The sequence below is a fragment of the Amycolatopsis sp. N2S4-7 genome (genome assembly GCF_058119595.1).
Map to the genome: position 1 here is coordinate 5771494 of NZ_CP172299.1, position 20783 is coordinate 5792276.

General features: G+C 71.5%; 25 protein-coding genes. 12 read left to right on the top strand and 13 right to left on the bottom strand.

The window, feature by feature from the left end:
* Window positions 1–89: 89 nt before the first annotated feature.
* On the bottom strand, window positions 90–962 hold the full coding sequence (locus ACH54P_RS27010; protein ID WP_489906144.1) for an oxidoreductase: 873 nt from the start codon (window positions 960–962) through the stop codon (window positions 90–92).
* A 66-nt stretch (window positions 963–1028) separates the two neighbouring features.
* Here ACH54P_RS27010 and ACH54P_RS27015 point away from each other — a divergent pair, with 66 nt between their 5' ends.
* Entirely contained in the window at window positions 1029–1667 is a 639-nt protein-coding gene (locus tag ACH54P_RS27015) for a DNA-binding response regulator (protein ID WP_489906145.1), read from the top strand.
* Window positions 1664–2542 (top strand): hypothetical protein, encoded by an 879-nt coding sequence (locus ACH54P_RS27020; RefSeq protein ID WP_489906146.1) that lies wholly within the window; start codon window positions 1664–1666, stop codon window positions 2540–2542. Before ACH54P_RS27015 ends, ACH54P_RS27020 begins: the two co-directional genes overlap by 4 nt.
* Before the next feature lie 59 nt (window positions 2543–2601).
* Here ACH54P_RS27020 and ACH54P_RS27025 read toward each other — a convergent pair whose 3' ends face one another.
* The 7 genes from ACH54P_RS27025 to ACH54P_RS27055 all read right to left on the bottom strand — a co-directional run bounded on the left by ACH54P_RS27025 (window position 2602) and on the right by ACH54P_RS27055 (window position 9896).
* The gene (locus tag ACH54P_RS27025; protein ID WP_489906147.1) at window positions 2602–3351 is read right to left on the bottom strand and encodes a phosphoglyceromutase; all 750 of its coding nucleotides are present in this window, start codon (window positions 3349–3351) and stop codon (window positions 2602–2604) included.
* A 484-nt stretch (window positions 3352–3835) separates the two neighbouring features.
* Window positions 3836–4711, bottom strand: coding sequence for a DUF4349 domain-containing protein (locus tag ACH54P_RS27030; RefSeq protein ID WP_489906148.1), 876 nt, complete (start codon window positions 4709–4711; stop codon window positions 3836–3838).
* A gap of 70 nt (window positions 4712–4781) precedes the next feature.
* On the bottom strand, window positions 4782–5294 hold the full coding sequence (locus ACH54P_RS27035; RefSeq protein WP_489906149.1) for a type III secretion system chaperone family protein: 513 nt from the start codon (window positions 5292–5294) through the stop codon (window positions 4782–4784).
* Entirely contained in the window at window positions 5291–6586 is a 1296-nt protein-coding gene (gene mshA, locus ACH54P_RS27040) for a D-inositol-3-phosphate glycosyltransferase (RefSeq protein ID WP_489916654.1), read from the bottom strand. Before mshA ends, ACH54P_RS27035 begins: the two co-directional genes overlap by 4 nt.
* Window positions 6587–6686: 100 nt before the next feature.
* Window positions 6687–7502 (bottom strand): alpha/beta fold hydrolase, encoded by an 816-nt coding sequence (locus ACH54P_RS27045; RefSeq protein WP_489906150.1) that lies wholly within the window; start codon window positions 7500–7502, stop codon window positions 6687–6689.
* A gap of 3 nt (window positions 7503–7505) precedes the next feature.
* Window positions 7506–8684 (bottom strand): L,D-transpeptidase, encoded by a 1179-nt coding sequence (locus tag ACH54P_RS27050; RefSeq protein ID WP_489906151.1) that lies wholly within the window; start codon window positions 8682–8684, stop codon window positions 7506–7508.
* A 156-nt stretch (window positions 8685–8840) separates the two neighbouring features.
* Entirely contained in the window at window positions 8841–9896 is a 1056-nt protein-coding gene (locus ACH54P_RS27055) for a UDP-N-acetylmuramate dehydrogenase (protein WP_489906152.1), read from the bottom strand.
* Between the two features lie 24 nt (window positions 9897–9920).
* Here ACH54P_RS27055 and ACH54P_RS27060 point away from each other — a divergent pair, with 24 nt between their 5' ends.
* The 5 genes from ACH54P_RS27060 (at window position 9921) to purU (ending at window position 13154) form a co-directional block, all read left to right on the top strand.
* On the top strand, window positions 9921–10427 hold the full coding sequence (locus tag ACH54P_RS27060) for a DUF2505 domain-containing protein (RefSeq protein WP_489906153.1): 507 nt from the start codon (window positions 9921–9923) through the stop codon (window positions 10425–10427).
* A complete protein-coding gene (locus ACH54P_RS27065) occupies window positions 10406–11206 on the top strand; it encodes a class I SAM-dependent methyltransferase (RefSeq protein WP_489906154.1) in 801 nt (266 codons plus the stop codon). Before ACH54P_RS27060 ends, ACH54P_RS27065 begins: the two co-directional genes overlap by 22 nt.
* A gap of 62 nt (window positions 11207–11268) precedes the next feature.
* Entirely contained in the window at window positions 11269–11970 is a 702-nt protein-coding gene (locus ACH54P_RS27070; RefSeq protein WP_489906155.1) for a DedA family protein, read from the top strand.
* Complete coding sequence (locus ACH54P_RS27075) at window positions 11939–12238, top strand: maleylpyruvate isomerase N-terminal domain-containing protein (RefSeq protein WP_489906156.1); 300 nt, start codon at window positions 11939–11941, stop codon at window positions 12236–12238. Before ACH54P_RS27070 ends, ACH54P_RS27075 begins: the two co-directional genes overlap by 32 nt.
* Before the next feature lie 40 nt (window positions 12239–12278).
* On the top strand, window positions 12279–13154 hold the full coding sequence (gene purU / locus ACH54P_RS27080) for a formyltetrahydrofolate deformylase (RefSeq protein ID WP_489906157.1): 876 nt from the start codon (window positions 12279–12281) through the stop codon (window positions 13152–13154).
* 21 nt (window positions 13155–13175) lie between these two features.
* On the opposite strand, the gene ACH54P_RS27085 is transcribed toward purU, so the two are convergent.
* Complete coding sequence (locus tag ACH54P_RS27085) at window positions 13176–14225, bottom strand: NAD(P)-dependent alcohol dehydrogenase (RefSeq protein WP_489906158.1); 1050 nt, start codon at window positions 14223–14225, stop codon at window positions 13176–13178.
* A gap of 113 nt (window positions 14226–14338) precedes the next feature.
* On the opposite strand from ACH54P_RS27085, the gene ACH54P_RS27090 reads away from it, so the two are divergent.
* Both ACH54P_RS27090 and ACH54P_RS27095 read left to right on the top strand, forming a co-directional pair.
* On the top strand, window positions 14339–14938 hold the full coding sequence (locus ACH54P_RS27090) for a TetR/AcrR family transcriptional regulator (RefSeq protein ID WP_489916656.1): 600 nt from the start codon (window positions 14339–14341) through the stop codon (window positions 14936–14938).
* A 9-nt stretch (window positions 14939–14947) separates the two neighbouring features.
* Entirely contained in the window at window positions 14948–15562 is a 615-nt protein-coding gene (locus tag ACH54P_RS27095) for a pyridoxamine 5'-phosphate oxidase family protein (RefSeq protein ID WP_489906159.1), read from the top strand.
* Here ACH54P_RS27095 and ACH54P_RS27100 read toward each other — a convergent pair.
* Window positions 15531–15863 carry an ArsR/SmtB family transcription factor gene (locus ACH54P_RS27100; RefSeq protein ID WP_489906160.1) on the bottom strand — a complete coding sequence of 111 codons (333 nt, stop codon included), beginning with the start codon at window positions 15861–15863 and terminating at the stop codon, window positions 15531–15533. The two genes, ACH54P_RS27095 and ACH54P_RS27100, sit on opposite strands and share 32 nt — an antisense overlap.
* Window positions 15864–15933: 70 nt before the next feature.
* Here ACH54P_RS27100 and ACH54P_RS27105 point away from each other — a divergent pair, with 70 nt between their 5' ends.
* Complete coding sequence (locus tag ACH54P_RS27105; protein ID WP_489906161.1) at window positions 15934–16566, top strand: haloacid dehalogenase type II; 633 nt, start codon at window positions 15934–15936, stop codon at window positions 16564–16566.
* Here ACH54P_RS27105 and ACH54P_RS27110 read toward each other — a convergent pair.
* Entirely contained in the window at window positions 16563–17579 is a 1017-nt protein-coding gene (locus ACH54P_RS27110; RefSeq protein ID WP_489906162.1) for an NADP-dependent oxidoreductase, read from the bottom strand. The genes ACH54P_RS27105 and ACH54P_RS27110 overlap by 4 nt on opposite strands.
* A gap of 152 nt (window positions 17580–17731) precedes the next feature.
* Complete coding sequence (locus tag ACH54P_RS27115; protein ID WP_489906163.1) at window positions 17732–18166, bottom strand: SRPBCC family protein; 435 nt, start codon at window positions 18164–18166, stop codon at window positions 17732–17734.
* An 86-nt stretch (window positions 18167–18252) separates the two neighbouring features.
* Between ACH54P_RS27115 and ACH54P_RS27120 the strand changes: the two genes are divergently transcribed.
* Together ACH54P_RS27120 and ACH54P_RS27125 are read left to right on the top strand one after the other, a co-directional pair.
* Entirely contained in the window at window positions 18253–18735 is a 483-nt protein-coding gene (locus ACH54P_RS27120; protein WP_489906164.1) for a MarR family transcriptional regulator, read from the top strand.
* Window positions 18736–18763: 28 nt separating this feature from the next.
* Entirely contained in the window at window positions 18764–19558 is a 795-nt protein-coding gene (locus tag ACH54P_RS27125; protein WP_489906165.1) for a class I SAM-dependent methyltransferase, read from the top strand.
* A 174-nt stretch (window positions 19559–19732) separates the two neighbouring features.
* Here the strand turns inward: ACH54P_RS27125 and ACH54P_RS27130 are convergent, their stop codons facing one another.
* Window positions 19733–20656: an ABC transporter substrate-binding protein gene (locus tag ACH54P_RS27130; protein ID WP_489906166.1), complete on the bottom strand. Its 924-nt coding sequence runs from the start codon at window positions 20654–20656 to the stop codon at window positions 19733–19735.
* Between the last annotated feature and the right edge of the window lie 127 nt (window positions 20657–20783).

The following is a 20783-nucleotide window of genomic DNA, read 5'->3' on the forward strand; positions in this document are numbered from 1 at the left end:
GAGCACCGCGACACCTGAGGAGGACATGTTCGCCGGGGTGTCAGCCGTCGTTCACCCGGCCGATTCCCGAGCGAGACCTTCCGGGTGAATCACCCTTCTCCGTCGAGGGACTTCAGGTCCTCGACGGTGAGCTCCAGCGCCGCCGCGGCGACGTTCTGCTCGAGGTGCGCGACGTCCCCGGTGCCGGGGATGGCGAGCACGTGCGGTCCCTGGTGGAGGGTCCAGGCGAGGCGCACCTGCGCGGGGGTGGCGTCGTGCCGGCGGGCGACCTCGGCGACCCGCGCGTCCTCCCCCGCCCCGCTCGCGACGGCGAAGAACGGCACGAAAGCGATCCCGCGCTCGGCGCACATCCGGACGATTTCGTCGTCCTCGCGGCGCGCGGTCAGGCCGTACTGGTTCTGGACGCAGACGACCGGCGCGATCTCCAGCGCCTCCGTGAGGTGCTCCGGGCCGACGTTGGAAATGCCCAGCTCGCGGATCATCCCCGCTTCGCGCAGCTCGGCGAGCGCGCCGAAGCCCTCGGCGAGCGAACCCTCGCCGCGGTCGAGGCTCTGGCCGATCCGGTAGTTGACGACGTCGAGGTGGTCCAGACCCAGCTCGCGGAGGTTCTCTTCGACCTGGTCCCGCAGCTGGTCCGGCCGGGCGGTGTAGAACGCGCCGGTGAAGTCGCGGCCCGGCCCGACCTTGGTGGTGAGCACCAGGTCGTCGTACGGCGCGAGGGCCCGGTTGATCAGCTCGTTCGCCGAGCGGGGGCCGGCGAAGTAGAACGCGGCCGTGTCGATGTGGTTGACACCGAGTTCGACGGCGCGGCGCAGCACGGCGATCGACGTCTCGCGGTCGCGGACGCCCCCGTCCGAAGTGGACATCAGGCGCATGGCGCCGTAGCCGAGCCGGTTGACTTCGAAGGGGCCGAGTTTCCAGGTGCCCGCCGCGGCGGCGGGGAGGGTGTTCGTGGTGGTCATGCCTCCAGCCTCGGCATCCGGACCGCGCGCCGCCGGAAATGGCACTTTGCTGCCACACTGGAATACGTGGAGAAGGTGACCGACGTCGTCATGGTGCGCGGCGAGGCCGAATTGTTCGAGCGGACGGCGCACCTGTTCGCCGCGGCGACGGAGGTGTCGTGCGCGGCCCGCGACCTGCACACGTGGTCGGTGGCGCACCCCGCGGCGTCCGCGCGCGAGGAATCGGTGCGCGGGATGACCGTGCGCAAGATGTACCTGCCGGGCGTGCTGTTCGACCCGGCGCTGGCCGAGCACCTGCGGTTCATGGCCGGCAACGGCGCCCGGATCCGGATCACCGAGCGCGAGATCAACGAGACGATCCTGCTCGACCGCCGCATCGCGATCGTGGCCGGCGAAACCGTCGGCGGCGTCCGCGGGTACACGGTGATCAGCAGCCCGGACCTCGTCCAGGGCATCCGGTCGCTGTTCGAGGCGGCCTGGGCCGGCGCCACCGATCTGGAGTCCTACCAGGCGAAGTTCACCGAGCTGGGCGCGCGGGAGATCCTGGAGCAGCTGGCGTCCGGCTGCAAGGACGAGACGGCGGCCCGCACCCTCGGCGTCGGCCTGCGCACGTACCGGAGGCGGGTGGCGGAGCTGATGGAGGTCCTCGGCGCCTCGTCCCGGTTCCAGGCCGGGGCCCGGGCCCGCGAAGCCGGGCTGCTGTGAGGCGAGCACTGCTGGCCCTGGTGCTGGTGACGTCGGCGTGCACGGTCTCCGGCACGGCGCAGCCGGTGCCCGGCGCGGCCAACCTCGCGGTGGTCGACGGGCCCGGCACGGCCGCCGCGCTCGCCGCCGTGAAGGTCGCGGCGGAAGCCGTCTTCAGCTACGAGTCCACGAGCCCCGCCGCGCACGACCAGGCCGTCGGCGCGAACCTCACCGGAGACGCGAAGCAGCAGCTCGCGAAGTTGTTCGAGCAGATCAAGAAGACCCCGCAGGCGGTGCACCTGACCACGCTCGTCCGGCAGTCGGCCGCGCTGGAGCTCACCGGGAACCGGGTCCGCGAGCTGGCCGTGCTGGAGCAGACCAGCGGGGCCACGAAGGGCCTGGCCACGGTGGCGTTCACCGCGCTGAAGGCCGATGGACGCTGGCAGATCTCCGACATCGCGGTGAGCCCCGTGCAGCCGCCGCCGGCGCCGCAGCCGGACGACGGCAGTCAGGCCGGCCTGCGCGACGCGGCCGTGGCCGGGGCCCGGACGATCGCCGGCGCCCTGTTCACGGCCGACAGCGCCGACCCCGCCGGCTCGTTCGCGCGGGCCGAAGCGGTGACCGCCGACCCGTTGCGAACGGACTACCTCAAGAACCGGAGCGCCAACCTCGACGCGATCCAGAAGAGCGGCGTGCGGGTCACCCTCGGGGCGAACCCGGTGGCCGGCGTGACCGCGCTCGCCGGCGGGCGGGCGAACGTGCTGTTCTTCACGGTGCTGCACGTCACCAACACCGCGGGTGAGGTGACCGACCAGCCCTTCACCGCCGAGCTCGAAGTGGTCCGCGCGGCGGCGGGCTGGAAGGCGACCGGCTTCCGGGTGATCAGCGGCGCCTGAAAGCCGTGAAGGCCCCTCACCGGCATCCGGAGCCGGTGAGGAGCCTTCACGGACCTGCGTCAGCGGCCCTGGTTCGCCACCGCGGCGGCGGCTTCCTTGGCGGCGTCGGGGTCGAGGTACTCGCCACCCGGCTTCACCGGCTGGAGGTCGTCGGTGAGGTCGTAGCGCAGGGGGATGCCGGTCGGGATGTTCAGGCCCGCGATGTCGGCGTCGGAGATGCCGTCGAGGTGCTTGACCAGCGCGCGCAGCGAGTTGCCGTGCGCGGCGACCAGCACGGTCTTGCCGGCGCGCAGGTCCGGCACGATCTCGGACTCCCAGTACGGCAGCAGCCGCTCGACGACGTCCTTGAGGCACTCGGTCAGCGGCGCGTCGTCGCCGAGGTTCGCGTACCGGGCGTCGCCCGCCTGGCTCCACTCGTCCTTCGGGTCGATCTCCGGCGGCGGCGTGTCGTACGAGCGGCGCCAGAGCATGAACTGCTCCTCGCCGAACTCGTCGAGGGTCTGCTTCTTGTTCTTGCCCTGCAGCGCGCCGTAGTGGCGCTCGTTGAGGCGCCAGTCGCGCTTCACCGGGATCCAGTGCCGGTCGGCCGCGTCCAGTGCGATGTTCGCGGTGGAGATCGCGCGCCGCAGCAGCGAGGTGTGCACCACGTCCGGCAGGAGCCCGGCGTCGGCCAGCAGCCGGCCGCCCTGGCGGGCCTCGCCCTCGCCCTGGTCCGAAAGCGGTACGTCCACCCAGCCGGTGAACAGGTTTTCCGCGTTCCACGTGCTCTGCCCGTGCCGCAGCAGCACCAACGTCCCAATCTCGGCCATGCCTGCCCCTCCACCACCCTCAAACGAGGCGCTCCGCGCCGCTGTGTCGTCCGAGCCACAGCCTGCCAGAACGGACCACCGCGCCCACCGGTGACCTCCGCCGCACCGGCCGTCCTACCCAGAGTGTGTTACCCGCAGGTAACACCTCACTCTTCGACAAGTCCGGCTGCCAACAACGCGCAAAACGGCGGCAACGGACTGCACACCGTTATCGACATTCGCAAAGTTCACTCGAACGGACTACCGGGTAGTCTTGTGATTACAGGTCGAGATCTGACAGGTTGACTACGTCCCGAGCGGCCGGATTCCACGCACTCCCCGGCCGGATTCGGGCTTTGACCGCGGCTCGTCTCCCCCTGCCGAGCCGCGGCCCGCCGGCCCCGTTGGCACCCCCCTCGTCACCGGGTCCTGATCGGCGGGAACTTCAGCGGGGCGGCTCGAGATCGCGACTCCCCCCTCCCTCGAGCCGTCCCGCCTGTTCCGCTCAGCTCTCGGCCGGGTCCGGCCTCGCCGCGCGACGGCGGCGGTGCAGCCACCAGGCGAGCCAGCCCAGCGGCGCGATGATCAGCAGGAACGGCGCGATCGCGCCCAGCACCGTCAGCAGGCCGCCGCCGAAGACGAGGAACGCGTCCCAGCCCGCGGCCAGCCCGCCGAGGAAGCCGCTGCGGTCTTCCGACGGGGGCGCGGGTGCGGCCACGCTCCGGATCGTCATCCCCACGGTCGCCATCGCGACGCTGCCCGCCAGTGAGTTCCGCTGCTGTTCGAGCGATTCGAGGGCCGACTCGCGGCTCGTCAGCTCACTCTCCACCGAGGCGATCTCGGACACCGAAGTCGCCTTCGCGAGCAACGCGCGGATCCGCTCCACCGACGCCCGCTGCGTCGCCAGCCGCGCGTCGACGTCGATGACCTGCTCGGTCACGTCCTGGGTGCTCAGCTCCCGCTTCACCAGGCTCGTGCCCAGGTGCGAGAGCTGGTCGAGCACGCCGTCGAGCCGGTCCGCCGGCACGGCGAGGCTGAGCGTCGCCCGCTCGTCGCCGGTGCTCTCCTGACCGGTGTAGCCCCCGGCGCCCTGCGCGATCTCCCTGGCCTGCGCGACGACGTCGGTGACCTTGGTGGCGGTCAGCTCGAGCCGGGCGCTGCGCGAGAGCTTGCGGTCAGCGGCGCCGGCCTGCGGTGGCGTCACCTGCGAGCCCTTGCCCTGGTCGGCCGGTTTTCCCGTGCCCTGCTGCGGTCCGGCCGGGAACGGCCCGGAGCCGGCACTGTCCGCCGAGGACGGTGCCGAGCCCTGTTCCGCCGAGCAACCGGCCAGCGCGAACACCACGCCCGCGACCGCGAGCAGGGTTCTCCATCGAGTCCGCATCCTGCGTCTCCCTCCAGTTTCGACTGGCGAGGAGACGGATGTCCGGTTCAGGGCCGTTGCACGGCCCGGGTCACGACTCGGTCAAGCCCGGTTCGTGCGGCTGCGCGGGCGCCACGAGGTGCTTGAACGCCTGGAGGTTCGCCAGTGACTCGCCGCGGGAGACGCGCCAGTCCCACTCGCGCTTGATGGACGTCGCGAAGCCGATCTCGAGCAGCGTGTTGAAGTCGCCGTCGGCGGCTTCCAGCACCTGGCCGAGCACCTTGTCGAGCTCGTCGGCGCTCATCGTGTCCTTGCCGAACCGGCCGACGAGGTAGATGTCGCCGAGACTGTCCACTGTGTAGTGGACGCCGTAGAGCTTCGCGTTGCGCTGCAACAGGAACCGGTAAACGTCCTCATGGGACTCATCGGGACGGCGGCAGACGAAGGCCTCCACGGAAAACGCGTGGTCGCCGTCGACCAGCCACGCGTTCGTCTGCAGCTTCTTCGTGCCCGGCAGCGTGACGAAGTACTTGCCCGGCCCGCGCTTCTCGTACTTCAGCTCGGCCGAGTCCAAAGTAGACTGGATCAGCTCGTCCAGGCTCACACCGCCACCTCCGCGCGCAGGTCCAGCGCGCGGGTGAAGGCGCTGGTCGCCTGAGCATAGATGTCGAGCAGCGCGTCCGTCGTGCGACGCCAGGAGAAGCGCCGCGCGTGCACGACGGCGTTGGCGCCGAGCTCGGCGCGCCGGTCGGGGCGCAGCGCGACCGCGGCCAGCGCGTCCGCCCACTCCTCGGCGCCGTGCCCGGGAACCAGGAGCCCGGAGACCCCGTGCGGCACCGCCACCGGCAGCCCGCCGACCTCGGCGGCGACCACCGGCGTCCCGCAGGCCTGCGCCTCCAGCGCGACCAGGCCGAACGACTCGTTGTAGCTGGGCACCGCGACGACGTCGGCGGCGCGGAAGACCTGGGCGAGCTTCTCACCCGGCTGCGGCGGCAGGAAGCGGACCTGCCGCTCGATGCCGAGGGATACGGCCAGCTCGCGCAGGGCCTGCGGCTGCTCGAGCCCGGTGCCGGACGGCCCGCCGACGACCAGCACGACCAGCTTCGGCGTGAGCTCGGGGCGGCGGCGCAGCAGGGCCGCGGCGGCGTGCAGGAGCACGTCCGGCGCCTTCAGCGGCTGGATGCGGCCGGCGAAGGCGAGCACCACGTCGTCGTCGGCCAGGCCGAGCGCGGCGCGGGCGACGTGCTGGGACCCCGGGGTGAACCGGTCGAGGTCGACGCCCGGCGGCACGGCGTGCACGGCGTGCGGCTCGGCGTCGTAGAGGTCGATGAGCTGGCGCGCCTCGACCGCGGTGTTGGCGACCAGCCGGTCGGCCTCGGCGACCACCTGCTCCTCGCCGATCACGCGGGTGCGCGGTTCGGGCTTGTCGCCCTCGGCCAGGGCGGCGTTCTTCACCTTCGCCAGGGTGTGCGCGGTGTGCACCAGCGGGACGGACCACCGGTCGCGGGCGAGCCAGCCGACCTGGCCCGACAGCCAGTAGTGCGAGTGGATGAGGTCGTAGTGGCCGGGCTCGTGGAAGGCCTCGGTCCGCAGCACGCCGGAGGTGAACGCGCACAGCTGCGCCGGCAGCTCGTCGCGGCCCAGCGGCTCGAACGGCCCCGCCTGCACGTGCCGCACGGTCACGCCGGGCGCCAGTTCGGCCACCGGCGGCTGGTCGGACGCGGTCGCGCGGGTGAACACCTCGACCTCGACACCGCGGCGAGCCATCTCGGTCGCCGTCTGGCTGACGTAGACGTTCATCCCGCCGGCGTCGCCGGTCCCCGGCTGCTCGAGCGGCGAAGTGTGCACGGACAGCACCGCGATCCGGCGCGGGACCGCCGCTCTTGGGGGGCCCAGGGGGGCTCGCCCCCCGGCTGGGGTCTGGGGCTCGGCCCCAGAATGCTCAGCACGGAACCTCCGGATGGAGCTGCTCACCTGGTCACGTCTCCTGCGTAGTTCAGCATTCCTCGGCGAACTGCCGCAGCACCGCGTCGAACTCGTCCGCGGACTCGGCGAAGGGCGCATGGCCCCCTTCAGCGAACCAACGCCCGACGGCCCCCGGAATCTTCCCGATCGCGTGGTCGGCCGCTGACGGCTCGATCACGCGGTCGGCCGTGCCGTGCACGACCAGGGCCGGTTTGTCGATCCCGGCCAGCACATCTTCGCTGCCGACGTCCCGGCGGAACAGCGCCGAACGGACGGCGGGCGGCACGCTCAGAGAAGCGCCGAGCAGGGCCTGGACCTGCGCGCCGGGCACCGGCCCGGCCACCATCTCGCGGCTGAACGCGGTGAGCGCCGGGACCGCGATGTCCGGATCGTCCGAAAGCATGGCCCGCATGTGCTCGCGCATCAGCGCGCCGACGCGGCCGCCCGGCCGGTCGCGGCCGATTTCGGTGATGGCGCCGACCAGCACGAGGCCGCGCAGGCGTGCGGTGCCGTGCACGCGGATGTGGTCGGTCAGCACCAGGCCGCCGTAGGACCAGGCGACGACGATCGCGTCCGGGCCGGCGAAGTCGAGCACCGCGGCGAGGTTGTCGGCCCAGGCCACCGGGTCGTCGTAGCCCGAAGCCGGGACGTCGGAGGCGCCGTGGCCGCGCAGGTCCATCGCGACCAGCCGGAACCGCTCGGTCAGGGCGGGGTCGGCCAGCTGCGCGGCCCAGCAGGCGCCCGATTGCGCCCAGCCGTGCACGAAGACGATCGGCCTGCTGTTCTCGGCGCCCTCGACCCGCAGGCCGAGCCGCACCCCGCCGTGTCCGACGACTTCGGTGCGCACGGGCTACTTCGCTCCCAGCGACTTCCAGGCCGACCAGCTGTAGTTCCAGTCCTTGACGTCCGAGGCCATCGGCGCGCCCAGCTGGGAGCCCGTGATCTCGACCGGGTCGCCGACCAGCGCGGAGTCGAAGAAGTCCTTGGCGTCGGCCTCGAGGAGGTTGACGCAGCCGTGGGAGTTGTTCGTCTTCCCGATGTTGGCCGCGTTGTCCTGGTTCTCGTGGATGTACTCGCCGTGGTTGGAGAAGCGGCAGGCCCACTTCTTGTTGACGTTCGTGTAGCCGTAGCGGGCGTTGTCGAAGACGGCCGTCGGCTCCTTGCTCATGATGATGTAGGTGCCGTTCGGGGTGTTGCGGTCGACCTCGGCGTCCAGGCCGTTGGCGCACGGGTAGCTCTTGACCTGCGAGCCGTTGTGGAAGACGCGCATCTGGTGGTCCGGGGTGTTGACCTTGACCACCTGGTTGCGGCCGATCTTGAACTTCGTGGTGACGTCGGCCTTGCCGTACGCGCCGCCGCCCAGTTCGACGCCGTACAGCTTCGCCTCGACGTTCACGGTGATGTTCTGCGGCCAGTACTCCTTCGGCCGGTAGTCGACCTGGCTGTCGGACAGCCAGCCCCAGGCACCCTCGACGTCCTTGTCCGTCTTCACGGTGAGCGCCTTCTCGACCGCCGCGCGGTCCTTGACCGGCGACGCGAACTTGACGCTGATCGGCATGGCCACGCCGACCGTCTGGTTGTCGGACGGGTTGAGGGTGGCGCGGACCTGCTTGGCCGGGGTGATCGTGGCGAAGGTGCCGGTGAGCTCGACCGGCTTGCCGTCGGAGCCGGTGGCCTTGGCCGTGTAGTTGTAGGTCTTGCCGTAGCCGAGCGGCTCGGAGCTGGTCCACGTGAGGCCGTCGGGTGCGGTGTCGCCCTTGACGTCCTTGCCGCCGTCGGCGGTGACCTTGCACTCGGTGAGCTTGCCGTCGGCGACCTTGATCACGACGGGCTTGAGGACCGAGACGTCCTTGGCGTTGACCGCGGGCTCGGCCGTGATCTTCGCCACGGGCTGCGCCCCGCCCTCGCCGTCGGCGTTCGCCGCGCCCGTGGGCAGCGCCTTGCCGTCGTTCTGGCTCGAGCACGCCGCGGCGACCAGAGCGGCCCCCGCCGCGAGAGCGGCCTTGAAGACCGTACGCCGTTCGATCACCAGAAACCTCCCGAAATCCCCCGCGACCAGCGGGCACACGCCTTTAGCGCTGGTGGCCCAGCCGACGTTACCGATCGGCACGTGAAGAATCCGATCAGGTGGCGCCGCCTATGTCGACAAAGACGTCTTGTACACGTCCAGGTTGCCCGGTTCGGCTCAAATCACGCAGTTGATCAGCAGGGGTTCCGGGTGCAGCCGGACCCCGAAGCGCTCGTGGACGCCGTCGCGGACCTCGCGGGCCAGCGCGAGCAGGTCTTCCGTCGTCGCGTCGCCGCGGTTGGTCAGCGCCAGGGTGTGCTTCGTCGACAGCGAGACCCGGTTCCCCGGGCCGGGGTACCCCTTGGCGAAGCCGGCGCGCTCGATCAGCCAGGCCGCCGACAGCTTGACGCCGCCGTCCGCCGGGTACTGCGGGACGTCGGTGCCGACGAGGTCGGTGATGCGCTCGAGGACCGCTTCCGCCTCTGCCGACGGAACGATCGGGTTGGTGAAGAACGAGCCCGCGCTCCACGTGTCGTGGTCGTCCGGGTCGAGCACCATGCCCTTGCCGCGACGCAGCTTCAGGACGGCTTCGCGCGCATCGGCGGCCGGGACGCGGGCGCCGATCTCGACGCCGAGCGTCCGCGCGAGCTCGGCGTACCGGACCGGGGCGGACAGGCCGTCTTCGCGGACCTCGAAGCGGACCGAAAGCACGACGCCCGTGTCCGTGCCCTTGAGGACGCTGGTGCGGTAGGCGAAGCCGAGGTCGTCGGCCTTGAGCGTGCGCACTTCGCGCGTCCGCCGGTCGTACAGCTCCAGCGAGACGATCGACTCGGCGACTTCGCAGCCGTACGCGCCGACGTTCTGGATCGGCGTCGCCCCGACGCTGCCCGGGATGCCGGAGAGGCACTCGAGGCCGCCCAGCCCGGCGTCGACCAGCGCGGCGACGAACGCGTCCCAGTTCTGGCCGGCTTCGACGTCGACGACACCGCCTTCGCGCCGCCAGCCGGTGTTCGCCACCTCGACGAGCGTTCCGTCGAACCCCGCGTCGCCGACCACCAGGTTGGAGCCGCCGCCGAGCAGCAGCACCGGCTCGCCCGCCGCGTCCGCCTCGCGGACCGCCGCGACGAGGTCTTCGCTGGTCACGGCGCTGACGAACCGGCGGGCCGGACCGCCGAGGCGCAGCGTGGTGTACGCGGCGAGCTTCGGGAGGGCGGGAGTTCGGGCGGAGTTCACGCGTCTGACGGTACTGTCCGGCTCATGGGATCCCGGATCGAGCACCGCGCTGAGTTCTCCGCCGACGTCGCCGCGACGTACGCCGCGGTGGCCGGCGAAGACGCGCTGCGCGCCCGGCTCGAGCGGCTCGGCGGCCACGGCGCGGCCCTGCTGTCGTACGAGGTCTCCGGTTCGGACCTGCGGTACGAGCTGCGCCAGGGCATCAGCGCGGACAAGCTGCCGCAGGCGGTGCGGACGCTGCACAAGGGCGACCTGCTGGTGACCCGGACGCAGACCTGGCGCGTGAGCAAGGACGGCACGGGCCGGCAGGGCCAGGCGTCGGTCGAGGTCGGCGGCGTCCCGGGCGAGATCACCGCGCGGACCGCGCTGCTGGCCAACGGCGACAAGACCGTGCTGCGGATCAGCGGCGAAGTGACGGTCCGGATCCCGCTGTTCGGCGGGAAGCTGGAGAGCGTGATCGCCGAGCAGGTCACGAAGCTGCTGGAGCACGAGTCCGAATTCACGGCGAAGTGGCTCACCGAAGCAAACTGAGCCCGGTCGGCGCGCCGACCCGCGGCACGACCAACCCGAACCGCCTCCGCCGGGTCGACCGGTGGATCGCCGCTGCGCCGGCCACGACCCGGTTGCTGCGCGCGGCCCCCTCGCCGTTGGTCGTCGACCTCGGCTACGGCGCTTCGCCGGTGACGACGGTCGAACTGGCCCGCTGGCTGCGTCGCGTCCGGCCGGACGTCCGGGTGCTGGGCCTGGAACTGGATCCGGCGCGGGTGGCGGCGGCGCAGCCCGCCGCGGCGCCGCCGTGGCTGGAGTTCCGCCGGGGCGGGTTCGAGCTGGCCGGGACGCGGCCGGTGCTGGTGCGGGCGTTCAACGTGCTCCGCCAGTACGCGGAGGACGAGGTCGCCGGCGCGTGGACGCTGATGCTGGCCGCGATGCCGCCCGGCGGCCTGCTGGTCGAGGGCACGTGCGACGAGATCGGCCGGCTGTCGGCCTGGGTCCTGGTTTCGGCGTCCGGACCGATCTCGTTGACGCTCTCGATGCGCCTGGCGGGACTCGACCGTCCGTCGACGATCGCCGAGCGGCTGCCGAAGGCGCTGATCCACCGGAACGTCCCGGGTGAGCGGGTCCACGCGCTGCTGGCCGCCCTCGACGCCTGCTGGGCGACGGCGGCCCCGCACCAGGCGTTCGGGGTCCGGTCCCGCTGGCGGGAAACGGTGCGGCTGCTGGGTTCGCGGGGCTGGCCGGTGCTCGGGCCGCCGTCGCGGATCCGTCTCGGCGAGCTGACTGTTCCCTGGAGCGCGGTCGCCCCGGCCTGAAGTTCACCGGGCCACCCCCGCTGCGTCACCTCGGAGTGACCTGGGGTGATCACCATTGAGCCGTGGAACTCCTGGGGCAGGTCACCGAGCTGCTGCGCGGTGTGCTGGGCTCGCCGTGGCTGTGGGTGGTCGTCTTCGCCGTGTCCGCGCTGGACGCGCTGCTGCCGTTCATGCCCAGCGAGACCACCGTCGTCACCGTCGCGGTGCTGCTCGGCCCCGACCCGGCGCGGCTCGCGCTGCTCGCCGCGGTGGCCGCGGCGGGTGCGTGGGCGGGCGACTGCCTCGGGTACGCCGCCGGCCGGGCCGCCGGGCCGCGGGCGATCGCGCGCCTGCAGCGTGGCGCGGACGGGCCGCGGCGCTACGAGTGGGCGCGCGAGCAGGTGCGGCGCAACGGCGGCCTGCTGATCATCGCGGCGCGGTACCTGCCGGGCGGGCGCGTCGCGAGCGCGCTCGCGAACGGCAGCCTCGGCTACCCGCTGCGCCGGTTCGTGCCGCTCGACGCCGCGGGTGCGGCGATCTGGGCGGTGTACAGCGTGCTGATCGGCCTGGCCGGCGGAGCCGCCTTCGCCGACGAGCCGGGCAAGGGCCTGCTGCTGTCGTTCAGCCTCGGCCTCGGCCTGGTCTTCGCGATCGAAGCCGGGCGACGGCTACGGTCGGCTCACGCTCGAAGCGAGCGACGTCCACGCCGACGCACTGAAGCGGGCGGCGCTGGAAGCGGGTCCGGCGGCCCCGGTGCCGAATTGTCCGAAGTGGACTGTCCATGACCTGGTGACGCACTTCGCGTTCGTGCACGGCTTCGCCGTCGGCCTGGCGGTGAACCGGCCGGCGCCCGGCCCTGCGCGAAGCCCTCGCCAAAGCCCCCGAAGCCCCGGCGTACTCGCCGTACCCGGGTTTCGCCGTCACGGTCGCCGACTGGCCGACGTGCGCGTCACCACGCCCGAGCGGACCTGGGCGCGCCGAGGTCTCCGGCGCCGCCGACGACGTCCACCGGGCCCTGTGGGGCCGCTCGCACCGCGCGTCCGTCACGGGTGACCTCGCACCGCTCGCGGCGCCCTGACCAGCGCAGGGGACAATGTCCGGCGTGACCGCTCCCGAACGCCGCTACGTCATCACCTTCGGCTGCCCCGACCGCACCGGCATCATCGCCCGGATCTCCGGGTTCCTCGCCGAGCACGGCGGCTGGATCGTCGAAGCGGCCTACCACACCGACCCGGACACGGGCTGGTTCTTCACCCGCCAGGTCGTCCGAGCCGACTCGCTGCCGTTCGACGCCGCCGAACTGCGGTCGCGGTTCGCCGAGGTGGCCGCGGCCCTCTCCGCCGACTCGAGCTGGCAGGTGACCGACACCGGTGAGCGGCGCCGCGCGGTCGTGCTCGTGTCGAAGGCCGGGCACTGCCTGTACGACCTGCTCGGCCGGGTCGCCTCGGGCGAGCTGGACGTCGACATCGCCGCGGTGATCGGCAACCACGACTCGCTCGCCGACATCACCCGCGCGCACGGCATCCCGTTCCACCACGTGCCCTTCCCGCCCGGCGACAAGGCCGCGGCGTTCGAGCAGGTCCGCAAGCTGGTCGACGAGCACGAGCCGCACGCGGTGGTGCTGGCCCGGTTCATGCAGATCCTGCCCGCCGACCTGTGCCGCGAGTGGGCCGGCCGGGCGATCAACATCCACCACAGCTTCCTGCCGTCGTTCATCGGCGCGAAGCCGTACCACCAGGCGCACACGCGCGGGGTGAAGCTGGTCGGCGCGACTTGCCACTACGTGACGGCCGACCTCGACGCGGGCCCGATCATCGAGCAGGACGTCATCCGCGTGGACCACGGCGACTCGGTCGAGGACATGGTCCGCAAGGGCCGTGACATCGAAAAAGTCACCCTCGCCCGCGGCCTGCGCTGGCACCTGGAGAACCGGGTGCTGGTGCACGGCAACCGCACCGTGGTGTTCTGACGCGGTTGCCGTGCGGGTGCGTCACGCCCCGATCGTCTTGGCGTCGATGACGAACCGGTAGCGGACGTCGGAGTTCTCGACGCGCGCGTAGGCCTCGTTGACCTGGTCGGCCGAGATCGTCTCGATCTCCGCGCCGATGCCGTGCTCCGCGCAGAAGTCGAGCATCTCCTGGGTCTCGGCGATGCCGCCGATCATCGACCCGGCCAGCACCTTGTTGCCGCCCAGCAGGGAGAACGCGTTGTAGGACAGCGGCTCGCCGGGCGCGCCGACGTTGACCATCGCGCCGCCGACCCGCAGCAGGCCGAGGTAGGCGTCCACCGGCAGCTTGGCCGACACGGTGTTGAGGATGATGTCGAACTTGCCGCGCAGGACGTCGAACGTCGACTCGTCGCTGGTGGCGTAGTAGTCCTTCGCGCCGAGCTTCAGGCCGTCTTCCTGCTTCTTGAGGCTCTGGCTCAGCACGGTCACCTCGGCACCCATGGCGGCGGCGATCTTGACGGCCATGTGGCCGAGCCCGCCGAGGCCGATCACGGCGACCTTCTTGCCCGGGCCGGCGCCCCAGTGGCGCAGCGGCGAGTACGTGGTGATGCCCGCGCACAGCAGCGGCGCGGCGACGTCGAGATCGATGCCTTCCGGGATGCCGCAGACGAAGGCGTCCTTCACGACGATCTGGTTGCTGTAGCCGCCGTAGGTGTTCTCGCCGTCGAAGCCGACGCCGTTGTAGGTCTGGATGTTGCCCTTGACGCAGAACTGCTCGGTGCCGGCGCGGCAGTACTCGCACTCGCCGCAGGAGTCGACCATGCAGCCGACGCCGACGCGGTCGCCGACCTGGTACTTCGTGACGTCCGAACCGACCGCGGCGACGACGCCGGCGATCTCGTGCCCGGGCACCATCGGGAAGATCGCCTGGCCCCAGTCCTCCTTGGCCTGGTGGATGTCGCTGTGGCAGATGCCGGCGTAGGCGATGTCGATCAGCACGTCGTCCGGGCGCAGGTCACGGCGCTCGATCGTGGTCGGCGCGAGCGGCGCGCCCGGCGCCGGGACGGCGATGGCGTGCGTGGTCGTGCTCATGGAACCCTCCAAGATTAAGTACCGTTGCAGCGGGACCCCGTTGTAAGAGGTCACTTACACCACCGACGTAAGAGGCCTCTTACATATTCCGATCGAAAGATGTGAGCCAGGTCATGGGCGGGAAGTACCACCACGGCGACCTCCGTGGCGAGCTCGTGCGCGTCTCGCTGGACCTGATCGCCGAGCAGGGGTTCGCCGGTTTCTCCGTCGCGCAGGTGGCGAAGCGGGCGAAGGTCAGCCCCGGTGCGCCCTACCGGCACTTCCCGACCCGGGAGAGCCTGCTGGCCGAAGTCGCGGCCCACGTCGCCTGCCAGCTGGCGGACCGCGTCACTGCCGCGGCCGGCGAGCACGACGACCCGGCGGACGCCCTCGCGGCGGCCGCGGGCGCGTACACCCGGTACCTGATCGAGCGGCGGGCCGGGATGAACGTGATCTACGCCAACGGGCTCCAGGGTCCGCAGTACGCGGAGCTGCACGACCAGACCCGCCGGCTCACCGACCAGTTCCTGATGCTGTGCCTGACCGTCGCCCCGGACCCGCCGACCGCGCTGGAGCTGATGGAGCAGCTGTTCACCCAGGCACACGGCTACGGCACGTTCCACCTCGACGGCGTCTTCGTGAAGCACGGCTACTCGGTGGACCTGGTGGTGCGGAAGTCCACCGAGGCCGCGCGGATCGCGATCACGGGCCGGGCTGTCGGTGGTGGGCGCTAGGTTGGCGGCATGGGGATCATCGACTCACACGAGGCACTGCGCGAGGTCGTCGGCGAAGTGGCCGAGCGGACGAAGAAGAAGGTCATCGACCGGATCGACGAGCACGCGCGCAACCTCATCGAGCACTCGCCGTTCGTGCTGCTGGCGACGTCGGCGCCGGACGGCAGCTGCGACGTCTCCCCGCGCGGCGACCCGGCGGGCTCGGTGCTGGTGCTCGACGAGAAGACGCTCGTGCTCGCGGACCGCCCGGGCAACAAGCTGATCGACAGCTTCCGCAACATCGTCGACAACCCGCACGCCGGGCTGCTGTTCCTGGTGCCGGGCATGAACGAGACCCTGCGGGTCAACGGCCGCGCGCAGCTGGTGTCGGACGCACCGTTCTTCGACTCGCTGGTGGTGCGGGGCAAGCGGCCGAAGCTGGCGGTGGTCGTCGAGGTCGAGGAGCTCTACATGCACTGCGCGAAGGCGTTCCTGCGCTCGTCGCTGTGGGACCCGTCGACGTGGCCGGAGCGGTCGACGCTGCCGTCGCTGGGCACGATCCTGCGCGACCAGATGGACCTGCCGATCTCGGCGGAGGCGCTGGACGCGGACCTCACCGAGCGGGCGCTGACCCAGCAGTACTGATCTCGGCGACCACGTCGAGCAGGCCGGGGAACCGCGCGTCGAACTCGTCACGGCGAAGCCGGACGAACGTGCCGTTCCCCGCGTCGCGCTGCCGGACCAGGCCGGCCTCGCGCAGCACGCGCCAGTGGTGCGTACGGGTCGACTTGGCGATCGGCAGCGGGAACGACGAGCAAGCGCGCTCGGCGCCGTCGCCACCCACGAGTTCGAGGACCACCGCGCGGCGGTGCGGGTCGGCGAGGGCGGACAGGACGGCGCCGAGGTCGACGTCGGCCATCGCCGGGATCGGCAGTTCACCGGGCATGCTGGACATGGTACGGCAGCTGTCGTACCTTCGACGAGGTACGAGAACCTTCGAACCTCCGGAGATCCGCATGCTGTGCGTGTTCGACGTCAACGAGACACTGCTCGACCTCGCCGCGATGGACGACACCGTCGGCGGTCCCGAGCTGCGGCGCGAGTGGTTCGGGCTGGCCATCCACACGGTCCTGACCGTCACGGCGACCGGCGGTTACCGCGACTTCGCGGGCATCGCGGGCGAGGCCGCGGTCGAGGTCGCCGCCCGGCACGGGCGGGAGCTCGATCTCGCGGAGGTCGGCGAGCGGCTGCGCTCGCTCCCGGCCCACCCGGACGTCGAGGCGGGGCTCGTGAAGCTGCGCGACGCGGGCCACGACGTCGTCGCGCTGACGAACTCGCCGCTCGCCACGGCCGAGGCGCAGCTGCAGAACTCGGGCCTGGCGCCGCACTTCGACCGGGTCTTCTCGGCCGAGCAGGCCGGCCGGCTCAAGCCGGCGCCCGAGCCGTACCGCCAGGTCCTGGCGGCGCATTCGGTCGAGCCGGGCGACGCGGTGATGATCGCCGCCCACGACTGGGACATCGCGGGCGCGCAGGCGGCCGGGCTGCGGACGGCGTTGCTCGCCCGCCCCGGCGTCCGCCCGCTCCCCGGCTCGCCCGCGCCGACCTACACGATCTCGACGCTGCCCGAGCTGGCTCCGCTGCTGGGTTAGTCCGCGATCCGGACCAGCATCTTGCCGGTGTTGGCCCCGGACAGCAGGCCGAGGAAGGCGTCCGGCGCGTTGCGGATGCCGTCCACCACGGTCTCCGAGTACTTGATCTGCCCGGAGCTGACCAGCGGCGCGACCTCGCTGACGAACTGCGGCTGCAGGCCCCAGTGGTCGAGCACGAGCAGGCCGCGCATGGTGAACCGCTTGGCGATGATCTGCGACAGGTTGCGCGGCGCCGGGGTCGGCGCGGTGGCGTTGTACTGGGAGATCATCCCGCAGACGGCGATCCGGCCGTGCAGGTTGATCGCGTCGATGGCGGCTTCGAGGTGCTCACCGCCGACGTTGTCGAAGTAGACGTCGATGCCCTCGGGCGCGGCGGCGTGCAGCTGCTCGGCGACCGGGCCGTCCTTGTAGTTGAAGGCCGCGTCGAAGCCGAGGTCGTCGATCAGGTGGCGGACCTTCTCCGCCGACCCGGCCGAGCCGATGACGCGCTTGGCGCCCTTGAGCTTCGCGAGCTGCCCGACCAGCGAGCCGACGGCACCGGCCGCGCCGGAGACGAAGACGGTGTCGCCCGCCTTGAACTCGGCCGACTCGAGCAGGCCCGCGTAGGCGGTCAGGCCCGGCATGCCGAGCACGCCGAGGTACGTCGACAGCGGCGCGGCGTCGGCGTCGACCTTGACGTAGCGCTTGGCGTCGAGCACGGCGTGGGTGCGCCAGCCGGCCTGGTGCAGCACGTGGTCGCCCGCCTTCACGTCGTCGACGTTCGACTCGACAACCTCGCCGACCGCCCCGCCGGACATGACCTCGCCGACCGCGAACGGCGGCGCGTACGACTTGACGTCGCGCATGCGGCCGCGCATCGCCGGGTCGACGCTCATGATCAGGTTGCGCACCAGGATCTGGCCCTCGCCCGGGGTGGGGATCTCGGTGTCCACGATGGCGAAGTTGTCGTGCGTGGGGACACCTTCGGGGCGCGAGGCCAGCCGGATTTCGGTCGCCTGGGTGGGTGCGTTCACCGTCGAACTCCTCAAGTCGGTCGAAGCGGGGCAAGCGCCCCGGATTTCACCCGGTACAACCCGCTAACCGGGGCGCACATTCCGATTGTGAGCCGTCACACCCCGCCTTCTTCCCCCACCCCCACCCTCAACGGAGGCGCTTCGCGCCACTGTCACACTATTTCGGCGAGCTTCCCGAGCACGCCGTCGTAGATCTTCTTCAGGCCGCCGGGCGCGAACGTCTTCTCGAAGAAGCCGCCGATGCCGCCCGCGCCGTCCCAGGTCGTCTCGATCCGGACCAGGCTGCGCTCGCCGGCCTCGGTGACGGTCCAGGTGGTGACCATGCTGGAGTTCGCGTCGGTCTCGACTAGGGTGCCGGGCTTCGGCTCGGTGACCGTGGCCTTGACGTCGCGCACGCGCTTGGAGGTCGCCTGCAGCTTCCAGCCGGCCTTGGTCCCGGCGCCGACGCCGCCCTCGGTCACCTCGTAGTCGCGGTAGTGCTCGGTGAGCAGCTTCGGGCGCGTTTCGGCGTAGTCGGCGACGAGCGCGCGGACCTTGTCGGCCGGGGCGTCGATCGTGCGCTCCGCGGTGGCCGTGACCTTTCCCATTTCGCTCCTCCTGGCATCGGGTACCGATCGTGGCCCACGATTCCACCACCGGCCCGGAGGCGGTGCACCGCGTTAGGCTGACGCTCATGAGTTCCGCATCGGACGCCGCCCGCCGGCGGCGCGCCACGGTGGCGCTCAAGGAGTCGCTGCGCGAGCTGCGCAACCAGCTTTCGCTGCTGAACCACCAGGTCAGCGCCCACCTCGCCCTCAAGGACGTCGACCTCGACTGCCTCGAGCTGATCGCCCGGCACGGCCCGCTGAGCCCGAGCGCGCTCGCCCGCCGCGCGGGCCTGCACCCGGCGACGATGACGGGCATCCTCGACCGGCTCCAGAAGGGCGGCTGGATCGTCCGCGAACGCGACCCCGAGGCCGCCGACCGGCGCGCGGTCGCCGTCCGGGCGGTCCGCGGCCGCAACGGGGAGCTGTTCCGGCTGTATGCGGGGATGAACACGGCGATGGACGAGCTGTGCGCCGGCTACAGCGAGGACGAGCTCGCGCTGATCGCCGGGTTCCTGCGCCGCGCGACGTCGGCGGGTCACACGGCCACCGGTGATCTGGCTAACGGCTGACCAGCGGTTTTTGTGCTGTACTCGCCCCGTGACAGGTGAGCTGTGGATGGCCGGCGACGCGTACGAGGCCTACATCGGGCGGTGGAGCCGCCGCGTGGCGCAGACGTTCGTCCGCCGTCTCGACGTCCCGGCGAGCAGACGCTGGCTCGACGTCGGCTGCGGAACCGGCGCCCTGACCTCGGCCGTGCTGGCCGCGGCCGATCCCGCGGAGGTCGTCGGCGTCGACCCGTCCGAAGGGTTCCTGGCGACGGCCCGCACCGGCGTGACGGACCCGCGGGCGTCGTTCGAGGTAGCCGACGCGCAGTCACTTCCCTTCCCGGACGACCGCTTCGACGTGGTCGTGACGGGCCTGGTCTTGAACTTCGTCCCGGAGCCGGCCCGAGCGGCCGCGGAGATCGCCCGGGTGACGGTTCCGGGCGGCCTGGCCGCGGCGTACCTCTGGGACCTCTCCGACGGCATGCAGCTGATCCGCCACTTCTGGGAAGCAGCAGCCGAACTCGACCCGGCCACGGTCGCCGACCTGGACGAGGGCCGCCGGTTCACCCTGTGCCGCCCCTCTCCGCTCGGCCGGCTGTGGACGGAGGCGGGCCTGACCGAGGTGTCCGTGGGGGAGATCAAGATCCCCACGGTGTTCACCGGTTTCGACGACTACTGGCAGCCGTTCCTGGGCGCACAGGGCCCAGCCCCGGCGTACCTGGCGTCCTTGCCCGACGCCCGCCGCAACCAGATCCGAGAGCTGCTGCGCAGCCGCCTCCCGACAAACCCCGACGGCTCGATCCCCCTGACGGCCCGCGCCTGGGTGGTCCAGGGAACGGCCGCCTAGCCAAGGCGGGCGGCCTGGGCAGCACCCAGGCGCCAGGCGGCGAACCCCGCAGCCCGCCCGCCCCGGTCCCAGGCCGGGCGCGGCGCAGCTACCCACCACGCCCGAGGCCCGGCGCAACCCGCCCGGACACGAAGAAGGGCCGCCCCCACCGGGAGCGGCCCTTCGCCGTTCGGGTCAGAGACCGGCCTGGGCCAGCCAGTCCTTCGCGACGTCGGCAGCCTTCTCGCCGTCGGAGTCGACGCGCTTGTTCAGGTCTCGCATGACGTCCGTCGTCAGCTTCGCGCTGACCGCGTTGACCGCGTTCGCGAAGTCGGCGCCGCGCTCGTCGAGCACCTTCTTGTTCACCGCGGGCACGACGTTCTCGGTCGGCACGATGTTCAGGTCGTCCTTGAGCACCGTGTAGTTCGAGTCACCGGTCAGCGGGCTGACCGAGTCGACCGGGATCACCGTGACGGCGCCGGACTTGAGCTGCTCGACCCTCGGCCCGGCCTCCTGGACGGTCTGGAAGGTCGCGTTCGTCAGCTTGTAGACGTCCTTGAACCCGAGGAAGCACGGAAGCCGCTTTTCGCACTCCGGCGGCCCCGCCATGACGACCTTGTCGAGCTTCTTCAGGTCGCTGATCGACGCGATGCCCTTTTCCTTGGCCAGGTCGGACTTGATGATGTAGGTGTTCTTGTCCTCGGCGGCCGCGAAGTTCAGCAGCGAGATGCCGTCCGGCTCGAACAGCTTGGCCAGCTGGTCGTGCTCCTCCTGCGCGGTCTTCCCGGCTTCCTTGCCGAAGCCGGTGGTGATCGCCGCACCCTGGTACTCCGGGACGAACTGCAGCTCACCGGACTTCAGCGACGGGTAGATCAGCTCCCGCGAGCCGAGGTTCAGCTTGCGCGTCACCGGGTAGCCCTTGGCCTCCAGCGCCTGCGCGTAGATCTCGGCGAGGATCTGGCTGTCGGTGAAGTTGAAGGACGCGACGACGATCGGCGCCCCACCCTTGCTCTGTGCGGCGGGCTTGTCACCGCTGTCGCTGCCACCACCACAGGCGGCCAAGCCGAGCGTCGCCGCGACGGCCACCGCCACCACGGACGCGTTCCGGAACCAGCGCACGAATCCCCACTCCCTCGTCACTCGAACAGACGAAAGGACCCTAGCCCGCACCACCGACAAGAATCCACATGTTGGGAGTAACCGTCCCGAATTCCCAGCCTGCGGAATTTTCCCGCCCGATCGGGGT